The following is a 13,235-nucleotide window of genomic DNA, read 5'->3' as shown; positions in this document are numbered from 1 at the left end:
ATTGTTTGTTGAAGTTATCGGCAGGCGAAGGCAAAACTTCATGCCGCGGCGGGATTAATCTGGAAATTATCCCTGCGCCGGCACACTGGGTTTTCGACGATGAAAAGGGCAGGAAATCGCAAAAGAGTCCGCTATAATAGCCGCCACTCCATTTCTGGTTTGATGATTAAAGGAAACCGACATGAGCTTGAATCTGGTCCCTGCTGGCAAAGACCTGCCGGAAGACATCTACGTAGTAATCGAAATCCCGGCCAACGCCGATCCAATCAAATACGAAATCGACAAAGAAACCGGCGCGCTGTTCGTTGACCGTTTCATGTCCACCGCGATGTTCTACCCGTGCAACTACGGCTACATCAACCACACCCTGTCTCTGGACGGTGACCCGGTTGACGTACTGGTCCCAACCCCATACCCGCTGCAGCCGGGCTCCGTGATCCGCTGCCGTCCGGTTGGCGTACTGAAGATGACCGACGAAGCCGGTGAAGACGCCAAGCTGGTTGCGGTACCACACAGCAAGCTGACCAAAGAGTACGATCACGTGAAAGACGTGAACGACCTGCCGGAACTGCTGAAAGCCCAGATCGCTCACTTCTTCGAGCACTACAAAGATCTGGAAAAAGGCAAATGGGTGAAAGTGGAAGGCTGGGCAGACGCTGCCGCGGCTAAAGCGGAAATCATCGCCTCCTTCGAACGCGCTGCCAAGAAGTAATTCCAGCCGCCGTCCGATGAAAAAACACCGCTCATTGAGCGGTGTTTTTTTTCTTACTGTTCTTCGAGACGCTTCAGCCAGTCACCGCTGGTAATTCGCGGGTAACCGTCCACGCTGTGTTTGTACAGGTAGATCCACGCACTCCCATAAGGCGTCTGAATCAGCTCGCGCTTATAGTCCTTGGTGTTGCTTTTCAGTTCGTCCAGCTCTGCCAGAATCGATGAGTTAATACGATACACCTCGCAATGTATCGTGCCCTCTCCAGGGATCGCCGCCGGGTAATGGCCCAGATTATAAATCTGATAGCCTTCGAGCTCGTGCTCGCCGAGCCATTGGGCGTTGGTCATCCAATGGCTGTTTCCCTGTTTGCGCCGTAAACTGCCGTAGACAATTATTCGCATCGCTAAAACTCAAACTGATAGAGCAAATCTAATGCCTGGTCGAGACCAGACACCGCTTCAAGATACAACTTAGGCATCAGGCGATAACGCAACGTCAGCGTGGCCAGCGAGTCGAAAATGCCCACCCCATATTTTACTTGTAAGCCTGGGAGGACATAGCCGCTCACGACAACCTGGGAATTGTCGCCAACCCCTTGAGTGTCCAGAGCCAAATTACTCACGCCGAATGCCTCGCCGATTTTACCCACAAGTTGACCACTTTGTGCAACCCCCATGCCGATTAACATCGACGTCATGGCATTGCCGTCGGCGCCGGAGCTGCTCAAGCCCTGGCCGCGCAGCAGATAAGACAAGGCTTCCTGTTGCGATTTGGCCGGATCGGAGAACACTTCCAGCTTCGGTGCATCCGCCAGGCCGGTCACGCGCACGCCAGCAGTCACGTCGTCCTCGGTGGATTCCGGGTTGCGGATCGCTTCGATATTGAGCAGCGGCTGATCCGGCGGGCCGGAGAACATCAGCTGCCCTTTACGCACGATCAAATCCTGACCATAAGCATGGAAGCGACCGGAAGGGATGTCAATCTGGCCGTTGAGGCCCAGCCCTTTCTTGTCCTGTACCACTTTCAAATCGCCCTTCAAGCGGGCTTTCAGGCCGAAGGCGTCCAGCCGCACGTCATTGCCGACGTGGATCATCAGGTTGCTGTTGATCGGGATCGAAGCGGTCTTCGGTTGAATCGGCTTCAGCTGATCGTCCAGCATCACCTCGTCGGAAGAGACGCCCACCGCGCTTTCCGGCAGCTCCTGCACCGTAATGCGCGCCCAGGGAATGTCGACCTTGCCGTTGAGCGAGAACAGCTGCGGCGTGGCTTCGAACACCAGATCCGGCGACACGTCGATGCGGATCATCGGCGGCACCGTCACCCGCAGCTTGTCGCCCTTGGCGGCAATGCGCGCACGCCAGGCGTTGATGTCACGCCAGTCTGCATCGCCCGCCAGATTCAGCTGGCCGCGGGTGGTGCTGAGCAGCCCCTCCAGCGTCGAGGTCATGCCGTTGAAATTCACCGCCAGCCGCGCGTCGGTCATATCGAACGGCATCCAGTGCCCCTGCACCTTCGCCCGATCCAACGCCAGACGCCCGAACACCAGCGGCTTCTGCGCGCTGCCGCCCAGACGCAGGTTGGCGTTCAGCATGCCCGCTGCACTTTCGCCCTTCATCAGCGCCGGGTTGATCAGCGCCAGCGAGATGTTGGTGATATTGACGTTGCCGCTGATGGTGCGCCGCACCTGCGGATCCACCACCTGGATATTGCCGTCAAACTGGCCGTTGTTGGTCAGTTTGATCCGCCAGTCGGCCTGCGCGCGACCGTTGTTCAGGCCGGCGTTGAGGGTCAGCGTATCGAAAGCGATAGGCAGCGCGTTGCCCTGCACCTGCTGTACCACCTTGACGCCGTTGCCGGCCAGCGTGACTTTCGCCTCCGGCAGCGCGCCGCCTGGTTTCCAGCTGACGTCGGCCCGGCCGGTGAACACGCCGCTCAGGGCGGTTTCCGGGCCGAGAAACGGCTTGATCATCGCCAGGTCGAACCGATTGAGCACCACGCTAGCCTGGCCGCTCTGGCCGGCTTCAATGGTCTTCGGCACGCACAGCTCGGCGTTCGGGTTCTGCCAACAGTGCGGCCCGATGCTGATTTTCTGCGCGGTGTTCAGGTAATCCAGCGCGATGGCGCGCGTCAGGCGCCACTCCCCTACCGGCGTATCGAAGCGGGTATTGTTCAGATTGCCGCGCCAGCGCTGCTGCTGACGATCGAAGCTGCCCTGCAGCGCCAGCTGGCCGGAGACCGGTTTGCCGTCGATCTTCAACTGCAGCTGATGCTGCTTCTCGCTGCCTTTGGCGTCGAGGGTCAGCAGGCTGACTTCCAGCGCATCCTGCTTCAGCTGCTCGACGCGTACCGCCAACTGCCCCTGGATCTGATCCGTGGAGCGCACGTCGCCGTCTATTTTCACGCGGTTGATGCGCAGCGCCTGCCACTGCAAGCCGGAGGCGGTCAAATCCGCCAGCAGTTGCGGCGCCTGCAGATTGCCGCGCAGTTTCAACAGCCCTTTGGCGGTGCCGCCCAGGCCCGGCAGCGCGCCGTCCAGACGCGGCGCGTCGATGTTGGCGTCCAGGTTCCAGCTTTTCTCATCCAGCTGCCCTTTGACGTTCAGCTGGTTGCGCCCCAGCGTCAGATCGATGCCGGGGATTTTCCACTGCCCGGCGGCGTTGCCGCTCAGCGTACCGCGCGCCGTGACCTTGTTCTGCTTCACGTTGCCGTCCAGCTGCAGCACCGGCACCTGCAGCTGCCAGCTGCCGCCGTGCAGGCTGCCGCGCGTAGTGATCTTGCCATCCAGCTTCGCCGGCCATTCCGGCCACTGCTTGGCGGTATTGATGCCGCTCAGCGTCAATTGCGAGTTCCAGCTGATGGCCTTGCTCCAGTCCACCAGCGCAGTGAGATCGGTATTGCCCTGCAGCGCCGCCAGCCGCAGGCGCTCCAGCTTGAACTGCTCAACGTTGCCTTTGCCGTCCAGCGTCAGCACCGCCGGCGGCAGATCCTGGCCTTTCAGATTGGCGCGTGTCGACAGCGCATAGTCGGTCGCCTTGCCGTTAAAGCGCAGGCGAAAATCGTTGACCTGGTACTGCGCCTCGCCGCTCAGCGGCCATTTCAGCTGTTTGCTCTGCAACGTCAGCGCCAGCGGCAGGCCGGCTTCGGCCAGCCGGGTTTGCACATCGAGCTGGGCGCCGACCGGGCCGGACAGGTTCAGCGCGACCTTCAGCTCATCACGCAACCCGCCCCCGATGTTCAGCTTCACCTTCTCGCCCTTCAGCGGTTCGATGTTCAGCGCGCTGTTGGCGGTCAGGGCCACCGGCCAGTCGCCGGTCAGGGTCGCCTGCCCCTGCACCGACAGCGTGCCCTGCGGCGACTTCACGTCGAAGTTGTCCAGTTGGATATGCTGATCCTGCGTGCTGGCCTGCAGCAACAGACTCGTGATCAGCACGTCGGTATCGCCGGTCAAGCGCAGCTGTTCGCCGCTGATCTCTTTGACGGTGATATCCAGCGGCAGGCGGATGTCCGGCAGATCCGGCAACAGCGGTTTGGCGAACAGTTCCTTCAGCGTTTCGCCGAGCGGCTTCTCTTCCGGCTGCGGCGCCGGTTTCGCCGCGTCGGTAACCTGCTCACCGACCTTTTTCGCTACCTCAACCGCCGGTTGCACCGCTTCCGGCAACGGATTTTGCGGCGTTTTCGGCAAGGCGATCAGCAACGAGCCGATCTTGGTTGGCATCAGCGTCAGCGCGTGCTCTTGCCACTGTGCGCCGGTGCGAAACTCGGCCAGAGAAATGGCGGTGTCGTCGACGGTGACCTTGACGTTGTTCAGCGCCAACAGGCGCAGGGTGATCGGATAAGGGGTGCTGAGATTGGAGGTCGGCTCACTGCTCTCCTCCACCGGCGTGGAGGGCGCCATCTCTTTGGTGTTCACCGCCACGTCCACGTCCTGAGCGGTCAAGGCGTTGACGCACAGCGAGCTGCGTTTAAAGCAGGAGAGATCGAGGGACAGATGGAATTGCCCAGCGTTGACCGTCACGCCCGGCATCTGATACTTCACGCCCTTCAGCGTCAGATCGCGCCAGCCGCCGCTGACGCCGGCGATCTCCAGCCCCGGCACCCAGCGCGCCGCGCCGTTGATGACCATATGCAAACCGGTGGTAGTGCCCACCAGAAAGGCCAGCCCGCCGATCAGCAACAGCAGGACGACCAGAAATCCGAGACAAATCTTTTTAACCAGGCTCATAGTTCAGGCCCCAAACCGATGTAGAACTGCATCCCGTGAGTGTCCTTATCTCCCACGGGCGCGGCGATATCCAACTTCACCGGCCCCACCGGCGACTGCCAGCGCACGCCGACACCGGCGCCGGTCTTGAAGTTGCTTTTCTTGATATCGTTCACCGCTTCACCGGAATCGACGAACATCGCCCCCCACCATTTGCCGGTCACGTTGTATTGATACTCCAGCGAGCCGGTCAGCATTTTGGAGGCGCCGGTCAGCTTGCCATCGTCGCCGCGCGGCGAAATGTCTTTGTACTTGTAGCCGCGAATGCTGCGGTCACCGCCGGCGAAGAAGCGCAAATCCGGCGGCACCTTGTCGAAGTCGTTGGTTTCTATCCATCCCACCTGCCCGCGCGCCACGAAACGATGCTTGTCGGCGAGCGTGCGGATCCAGACGTTCTGCGCCTGCATCAGCGCGAAGTCCACGCCCGAGCCCCAGGTGGTGTCGGATACGTCGATGGAGTAGCGCTGGCTGTCGCCCCAGGTCGGCATCAGGCCGCCGCGCGAGCGGGTGCGGTTGAAGCTGACGCCGGGGTACAGCAGCATGGTGGTGTTGCTGACGTTGCCCTGGGTAAAGTTATCCCAGCGCCAGGTCAGGTTGATCGCCCGCTGCCAGCCGCTGGAGAGATCCCAGTTGCGCGAGGCCACCACTTTGGAGGTCACGGATTTGGTGTCGTTAAGATCGACGTTCTTGAGCCCGCCCTGCAGCAGGTAATACTGCTCCAGCGGATTCTTCAGCAGCGGGATCTTATAGGTCAGATCCAGCTGCTGCTCCGGCGCCGACACGCTGGCGCTGGTTTCCAGGCTGTGGCCGCGATCGTTGAGCCAGGGCTTTTTCCAGGTGCCTTTCACCCGCGGGCCGACGTCGGTGGAGTAACCGATACCGGTTTCGATGGTATTGCGCGTACGCGGCGTTACCAGCGCGTCCAACGGCAAAATCTTGTTCTCTTTGGCATCGTTGAAATCAGGGGACACCACCACCGAGTTGAACCAGTTGGTGGCGGACAAACGGCGGTTCAGCTCGGCCAAATCCTCCGAACTGTAGTAATCCCCCTGATGAAAGGGCACCAGATTTTGCAGATAGTCTTCGCGGATTTGCGAACCGGTGAATTTCACCTTGCCGAAGCGGTAACGTTCGCCGCTGTTGAAATCGATATCCCAAAACGCCTTGTGCAGATCTTCTGCCACGCCAAGTTGGCTTTTGGTCATGTCGGCGTCGAAGTAGCCTTTGCGCAGCGCCAGGCCGGTCAGCGAGCCTTTGAAACTGTCATACTTACCGTGGTTGAGGATCTCGCCGATGGTCGGCCGATCCTTCTTTACCAGCGCCAGATAGTCCTCATCGGTCTTCGCGCCGCCTTCCAGCACGATGTTGGCGCCGGCGATGCGCACCGGTTCGCCCGGATTGACCTTGGCATGCAGCACCGGACGCGACATCCCCGGCCGATCGTCCAGCGTAAACTCGATGGTCGGCTGGTAATAGCCGAGCGCGCGCAGCCCCTGGCGCACCGCCTCATCCACCCGAGCGCGGAAGCGACCGTCGGTGCCGACCTCTTCAGGCGTGATCGACGACAGCCGCACCCGGACGTTTTTTTCCAACTCTCCGCTTAACCCCTCCACCTGCAGCCGCACGTTGGCCGCATAGGCTGCAGGTGCCGCAAGCAACACAGATATCAAGCACATGACCGGGTACTTTGGCACGTGTTCTCCTTATTGATTTTACTTTCCTGTTATGGTGTTCGCTCCGGGGCCAGGGCAGACTCCGCGCTATCATGACGGCAGCCCTCTTCAACCTTCTTCCGGACGCCGCCCGCTGCGCTTTGCCGCCGCGCAACAGGCGAATTCTTCACTTTTGGCGCTCAAAATACTGCGTTAAGCTTATACAAAATCCCACTTGCCGCTTATTGTGGGCAAAGACGCGGTGAGATACAACCGAACCGCCGCCATGTAGGGTCAATTCTTATTGTGACAACAGGAGTCAACCGTGGTGCCATTTTTTGATAAATCACAAACCGTCGATAAGGCAAGCGCGCTGCCTGGCCGCGCCACGCCAATGCCTGTCGCAACGCTCAACGTCGTCACCGAACACTCGATGACTCAGGTGCCGGCCGGCATGGAAGTGGCGATCTTCGCCATGGGCTGTTTCTGGGGCGTTGAGCGTCTGTTCTGGCAGCAGCCGGGCGTCTACAGCACCGCCGCCGGCTACAGCGGCGGCTATACGCCGAACCCGACCTACCGCGAAGTGTGCAGCGGCCAGACCGGCCACGCCGAAGTGGTGCGCGTGGTGTTCGATCCGCAGGTCGTCAGCTACAAACAGCTGCTGCAGGTATTCTGGGAAAATCACGATCCGGCGCAGGGCATGCGCCAGGGCGGGGACGTCGGCACTCAGTACCGCTCGGCGATTTATACGCTGAGCCCAGAGCAGCAGGCCGAGGCGGAAAGCAGCCTGCAACGCTTCCAGCAGGCGATGGACGCGGCGGGCGACAAGCGCGTCATCACCACCGAGATCGCGCCGGCGCTGCCGTTCTATTATGCGGAAGACGATCATCAGCAGTACCTGTTCAAAAACCCGGAAGGTTACTGCGGGCTGGGCGGCATCGGCGTTTGCCTGCCGCCGCAGGGCTGATTTGATGCCGGCCGGCGGCACTTTTTTAACCGCTGGCGGCCCCTGTGGGGCAACTGCTATACTATGCGGGCCACTTCTGCGGCCCGATAGCTTCCCTTCTGGTTGTTATCGCTGCTTTTTTTACTATGTACTACCCTTCCTCAAGAGCGCCGTCATCCCGTCGGCACGTATGGATAGATTATGTTAAACAGTATTTTACTGATTCTTTTTCTGATCGCGGTGAGTGCGTTCTTCTCACTGTCGGAAATCTCTCTGGCCGCCTCGCGCAAGATCAAACTGAAGCTGATGGCCGACGAAGGTAACGTCAACGCCGCCAGAGTGCTCAAGCTGCAAGAAACCCCAGGCATCTTCTTCACCGTGGTGCAGATCGGCCTGAACGCCGTGGCCATCCTCGGCGGTATCGTCGGCGACGCGGCTTTCTCTCCCACCTTCAAGGTGTTGTTCGATCGCTTCCTGTCGCCTGAACTGGCAGAACAGGTCAGCTTCATCTGCTCCTTCGTGCTGGTGACCAGCCTGTTTATCCTGTTCGCCGATTTGACCCCGAAGCGCATCGGTATGATTGCACCAGAGACGGTCGCCGTCCGGATCATCAACCCGATGCGTTTCTCCATCATGATCTTCCGCCCGCTGGTGTGGTTCTTCAACGGCATGGCCAACCTGATCTTCCGCATGTTCAAGCTGCCGATGGTGCGTAAGGACGATATCACCTCCGATGACATCTACGCGGTGGTGGAAGCCGGCGCCCTGGCGGGCGTGCTGCGCAAGCAGGAGCACGAGCTGATTGAAAACGTGTTCGAACTGGAATCGCGCACCGTGCCGTCTTCGATGACCTCGCGCGAAAGCGTGGTGTACTTCGATCTGCGCGAAAGCGAAGAGAGCATCAAGGAGAAGGTCTCGACCCATCCGCACTCCAAGTTCCTGGTGTGCGACGGCCATATCGATCAGGTGGTGGGTTACGTCGATTCCAAAGACCTGCTGAACCGCGTGCTGGGTAACCAGAGCCTGGTGCTGAGCAGCGGCGTGCAGATCCGCTCGGCGCTGATCGTGCCGGATACGCTGACGCTGTCCGAAGCGCTGGAAAGCTTCAAAACCGCCGGCGAAGACTTCGCGGTGATCCTCAATGAATATGCGTTGGTGGTGGGCATCATCACCCTTAACGACGTGATGACCACGCTGATGGGCGATCTGGTCGGCCAGGGCCAGGAAGAACAGATCGTGGCGCGCGACGAAAGCTCATGGTTGATTGAAGGCGGCACGCCGATCGACGACGTGATGCGCGTGCTGGACATCGACGAATTCCCGCAGGCGGGCAACTACGAGACCATCGGCGGCTTTATGATGTATATGCTGCGCAAGATCCCGAAACGCACCGACTTCGTCAAATACGCCGGCTACAAGTTCGAGGTGGTGGATATCGACAGCTACAAGATAGACCAGCTGCTGGTCACCCGGCTGAGCGACAAACCGGCGGCGGTGCTGCCGAAAGCGCCAGACGACACCCCGGCGGCCTGACGGCGCGAAGGACAGAAACATCAGCGGCCCCATCGGGGCCGCATTTTTTTACCGCTGTCAGCGAGGTGTTCACCCCATCTCGGTCTGCAACAGCAGCACCTGACGGTTCACTTCAGACATCACGCTGAAATGGCGCTTGTCGCGAATCTTCGGCGGCAGGATTTTCCCTTCGTCGAATTCAAATGCGCCTACGTCCTTGATATACAGCCTTCCACGAAACAGGGTCTTAACGTACTTCGCCACTTTCAAAGGGTTATAACGCTGGAAGATTCTCATTCTTTTACGCTCCTCCCGTTGATCCATGCGCTCAGCGAGCCGCCAAAGGTGGCAGCCTCGAAATTCAGAACGCAACTTGATTGCATGTAGTAGACCCAGTAAAGACCAGAACGTTCACTTCTGCCTGGTTATCTACGCTGGATTTACACTTTTTGACAGAATTGTATATGATAATTTATAACGTTTTCAGGATATCCCTTCAAAATCTGATGATTAGCGAACCAAGGGAAAATCTGCGATCCGGTTAACAGGACAGACCTCTTATCACATCCTATGCTTTAGGCTGTCGAAGTGCTGTCGCACAAATTCCCCCCATTACAAGGAGAAAGCATGAAAACAAGTCGCATGCTGATGGTATCCCTGCTGCTCGCCCCACTTTTCGCTTCCGCGCACAACTTCCAGCTCCAGCAGCGCGTAGCGCCGGTTGGCGTCAGCGACAAAGGAGAGCTCAACTACGCTGACGGTAATTTTAGCTACCAAAACTGGAACAGCGCGCAGCTCAGTGGAAAAGTGCGAGTGATACAACATATTGCCGGCCGCAGCTCCGCCAAAGACATGAACGACCCACTGATTGAAGCGATCAAGAAAGCGAAGCTACCACACGATCGTTACCAAACGACGACAATCGTCAACACCGACGATGCCCTGATGGGCACCGCGATGTTCGTGCGCAGCAGCATTGAAGACAGCAAGAAGGAGTTCCCGTGGTCGCAGTTTATCGTCGACAGCGACGGTAACGTGCGCAAGGCCTGGGATTTGCAGCCGAAAGGCTCAGCCATCGTGGTGCTGGATAAGCAAGGGCGCATTCAGTTTGCTAAAGACGGCGCGCTGACGCCGGAAGAGGTGCAGCAGGTGATATCCAAACTGCACCAGCTGTTGGCGAACTAACTCAGAACAGCGACACCCGGAAGCCGGGGTTGAGGAAAGATTCACGCGGGGTATAGAGCAACGGCTTGCCCTGCCAATCGTGAATTTGCGCCCCGGCAGCCACCGCCACCGCATGCCCTGCGGCGGTATCCCAAATGTTGGTCGGCCCAAAGCGCGGATAAAGCTGCGCCTTGCCTTCCGCCACCAGGCAAAACTTCAGCGAGGAACCGACGGACACGGTCTGGTGCTCGCCCAGTTGCTGAAGGTAATCTTTCAGCTCGTCGTCGATATGCGAGCGGCTCACCACCACCAGCGGCGGATGCGCGTTGCTGACGCCGATCGCCTGCCGCACGCCCTTCTCTTCTTTCCAGGCCTTGCCGCGCTCCGCCAGATACAACACGTCGATCGCCGGGGCATACACCACGCCCATCACCGCCTGCCCGTCTTCAATCAGGGCGATATTGACCGTGAACTCGCCGTTGCGGTGCAAAAACTCTTTGGTGCCGTCCAACGGATCGACCAACCAGTAGCGCGTCCAGTTGCGGCGCTCTTCCCACGCCGGCGGATCCTCTTCCGACAGCAGCGGCACCTCCGGCGTCAGGGCCGCCAGGCCGCGCTTGATGATGTGATGCGCCGCCAGATCGGCCGCCGTCACCGGTGAGTCATCTTTTTTCTGTGCGACATCAAGCGGTTGTTCACCGTCGTACACCGCCATGATCGCCGCCCCCGCCTCGCGGGACAGTTGGCAAATTCGCTCTAACATCATGCACCTCAACTCTGCATCTCCGTGGGAAATTTCCCTCTGTCTCTGCTAGCAGACTAGTTTTTTTTACGCCGAATATCCATCTCAACCGGCTAAGCCACGGGAAATCCTCAGATCTTGTTGGGCACAACTGTGAACTTCCCCGCGTTACCTGCTCCCGTTTTCTGCCACACTTCACAGTTTACTGTGGCAAGCAGTGTTAATTACATTTCCCTCTGTGATAACACTCGAATAATGGAATGGAGAGAACCCCAAATGATGAAGCATCCACTGACGCTGTCCGCGCTTGCGCTGCTGGTGTGCGCCTCGGCGCAGGCGGCGACCGTCGATCTGCGCGTGCTGGAAACCACCGATCTGCACAGCAACATGATGGACTTCGATTACTACAAGGACACGCCGACCGACAAATTCGGCCTGGTGCGCACCGCCAGCCTGATCCAACAGGCGCGCCAGCAGGCCGCCAACGCGGTGTTGGTGGACAACGGCGACATCATTCAGGGCAGCCCGCTCGGCGACTACATGGCAGCCAAGGGGCTGAAACCGGGTGACGTGCACCCGGTCTATAAGGCGATGAACACGCTGGACTACGTCGTCGGCAACATCGGCAACCATGAGTTCAACTACGGGCTGGACTATCTGAAGAACGCCATCGCCGGCGCCAAATTCCCGTATATCAACGCCAACGTCATCGACGCCAAAACGCAAAAACCGCTGTTCACGCCGTACATCATCGTCGATACGCCGGTGAAAGACCGTGACGGCAAGGCGCATACGCTGCGCATCGGCTATATCGGCTTCGTGCCGCCGCAGATCCTGGTGTGGGACAAAGCCAACCTGCAGGGCAAGGTGACGGTGGACGACATCACCGCCACCGCCAAGCGCTACGTGCCGCAAATGCGTAAACAGGGCGCCGATCTGGTGGTGGCGATCCCGCATTCCGGGCTGTCCAGCGAGCCTTACAAGGCAATGGCGGAGAACTCAGTCTACTACCTCAGCCAGGTGCCGGGCATCGACGCCATCATGTTCGGTCACGCCCATGCGGTGTTCCCGAGCAAAGACTTCGCCAACATCAAAGGCGCGGATATCGACAAAGGCCTGCTGAACGGCGTACCGGCGGTGATGCCGGGCCAATGGGGCGATCATCTCGGCGTGGTCGATCTGCAGCTCAACAACGATAACGGCAGTTGGAAAGTGACCGCCGCCAAAGCGGAAGCACGGCCGATCTATGACAAAGAGAACAAGACATCGCTGGCGGCGGAAGATGCCGCGCTGGTGAAAGTGTTGGCGGACGATCACAAAGGCACGCGCGAGTTCGTCAGCCAGCCGATCGGTAAATCCGACGGCAACATGTACAGCTACCTGGCGCTGGTGCAGGACGATCCGACGGTGCAGATCGTCAACAATGCGCAGAAGGCCTACGTCGAACATTACATTCAGGGCGACCCGGACCTGGCCGATCTGCCGGTGCTGTCGGCGGCGGCGCCGTTCAAGGTCGGCGGCCGCAAGAACGATCCCGCCAGCTTCGTCGAAGTGGAAAAAGGCCAGCTCACCTTCCGCAACGCCGCCGATCTCTATCTCTATCCCAATACGCTGGTGGTGGTGAAGGCCAGCGGCAAAGAGGTGAAAGAGTGGCTGGAGTGCTCCGCCGGCCAGTTCAACCAGATCGACGTCAACAGCGCCAAGCCGCAGGGCTTGATCAACTGGGACGGCTTCCGCACCTATAACTTCGACGTGATCGACGGCGTCAACTACCAGATCGACGTCAGCCAGCCGGCGCGTTACGACGGCGAATGCCAGCTGATCAACGAGAAGGCGGAGCGTATCAAACAGCTGACCTTTAACGGCAAGCCTATCGATCCGAACGCCACCTTCCTGGTTGCCACCAACAACTATCGCGCCTACGGCGGCAAGTTTGCCGGCACCGGCGACAAACATATCGCCTTCGCTTCGCCGGATGAAAACCGCTCGGTGCTGGCGACCTACATCAGCGCCGAAACCCAGCGGCATGGCGCGGTGCGCCCGCAGGCGGACAACAATTGGCGTTTGGCTAACTTCAGCAGCAAGCAGCCGCTGGATATTCGCTTCGAGACCTCGCCTTCGGACAAAGCGACGGCGTTTATCAAAGAGCACGCCCAATACCCGATGACCGCCGAAGGCAATGACCGTATCGGTTTCGCGGTCTATCGCATCGATTTAAGCGCGAAATAATCACCAGGCCGGGGCAC

10 protein-coding genes are annotated in these 13,235 nt (G+C 59.3%); 5 read left to right on the top strand and 5 right to left on the bottom strand.

What is annotated here, in order from left to right; all coding sequences use genetic code 11:
• Positions 1–181: 181 nt before the first annotated feature.
• Positions 182–712, top strand: coding sequence for an inorganic diphosphatase (ppa, locus tag GUC32_RS01945; protein ID WP_004933594.1), 531 nt, complete (start codon positions 182–184; stop codon positions 710–712).
• A gap of 53 nt (positions 713–765) precedes the next feature.
• Here ppa and GUC32_RS01940 read toward each other — a convergent pair whose 3' ends face one another.
• Genes GUC32_RS01940 through GUC32_RS01930 form a run of 3 tightly spaced genes read right to left on the bottom strand, consistent with a single transcriptional unit; the run spans position 766 to position 6,667 of the window.
• Entirely contained in the window at positions 766–1,113 is a 348-nt protein-coding gene (locus GUC32_RS01940) for a gamma-glutamylcyclotransferase (RefSeq protein ID WP_025159589.1), read from the bottom strand.
• Positions 1,114–1,115: 2 nt separating this feature from the next.
• A complete protein-coding gene (locus GUC32_RS01935; RefSeq protein WP_369435521.1) occupies positions 1,116–4,934 on the bottom strand; it encodes a translocation/assembly module TamB domain-containing protein in 3,819 nt (1,272 codons plus the stop codon).
• Positions 4,931–6,667 carry an autotransporter assembly complex family protein gene (locus GUC32_RS01930; protein ID WP_369435520.1) on the bottom strand — a complete coding sequence of 579 codons (1,737 nt, stop codon included), beginning with the start codon at positions 6,665–6,667 and terminating at the stop codon, positions 4,931–4,933. Before GUC32_RS01930 ends, GUC32_RS01935 begins: the two co-directional genes overlap by 4 nt.
• A gap of 286 nt (positions 6,668–6,953) precedes the next feature.
• Here GUC32_RS01930 and msrA point away from each other — a divergent pair, with 286 nt between their 5' ends.
• Together msrA and GUC32_RS01920 are read left to right on the top strand one after the other, a co-directional pair.
• Positions 6,954–7,592: a peptide-methionine (S)-S-oxide reductase MsrA gene (gene msrA, locus GUC32_RS01925; RefSeq protein WP_369435769.1), complete on the top strand. Its 639-nt coding sequence runs from the start codon at positions 6,954–6,956 to the stop codon at positions 7,590–7,592.
• A 180-nt stretch (positions 7,593–7,772) separates the two neighbouring features.
• On the top strand, positions 7,773–9,104 hold the full coding sequence (locus GUC32_RS01920) for a hemolysin family protein (RefSeq protein ID WP_004933603.1): 1,332 nt from the start codon (positions 7,773–7,775) through the stop codon (positions 9,102–9,104).
• A 69-nt stretch (positions 9,105–9,173) separates the two neighbouring features.
• Here the strand turns inward: GUC32_RS01920 and GUC32_RS01915 are convergent, their stop codons facing one another.
• A complete protein-coding gene (locus tag GUC32_RS01915) occupies positions 9,174–9,380 on the bottom strand; it encodes a DUF1107 domain-containing protein (protein WP_004933604.1) in 207 nt (68 codons plus the stop codon).
• A gap of 330 nt (positions 9,381–9,710) precedes the next feature.
• Here GUC32_RS01915 and GUC32_RS01910 point away from each other — a divergent pair, with 330 nt between their 5' ends.
• The gene (locus GUC32_RS01910; RefSeq protein ID WP_025305036.1) at positions 9,711–10,268 is read left to right on the top strand and encodes a YtfJ family protein; all 558 of its coding nucleotides are present in this window, start codon (positions 9,711–9,713) and stop codon (positions 10,266–10,268) included.
• Position 10,269: 1 nt separating this feature from the next.
• Here GUC32_RS01910 and cysQ read toward each other — a convergent pair whose 3' ends face one another.
• A complete protein-coding gene (gene cysQ, locus GUC32_RS01905; protein WP_033644177.1) occupies positions 10,270–11,010 on the bottom strand; it encodes a 3'(2'),5'-bisphosphate nucleotidase CysQ in 741 nt (246 codons plus the stop codon).
• Between the two features lie 255 nt (positions 11,011–11,265).
• On the opposite strand from cysQ, the gene GUC32_RS01900 reads away from it, so the two are divergent.
• Positions 11,266–13,218 carry a bifunctional 2',3'-cyclic-nucleotide 2'-phosphodiesterase/3'-nucleotidase gene (locus GUC32_RS01900; RefSeq protein WP_043139292.1) on the top strand — a complete coding sequence of 651 codons (1,953 nt, stop codon included), beginning with the start codon at positions 11,266–11,268 and terminating at the stop codon, positions 13,216–13,218.
• Positions 13,219–13,235 lie beyond the last annotated feature (17 nt).

It is taken from the genome of Serratia sp. NGAS9, assembly GCF_009905295.1.
In the GTDB taxonomy this organism is placed as follows: Bacteria; Pseudomonadota; Gammaproteobacteria; order Enterobacterales; family Enterobacteriaceae; genus Serratia; species Serratia bockelmannii.
This window is presented reverse-complemented; position numbering and strand designations above follow the sequence as displayed.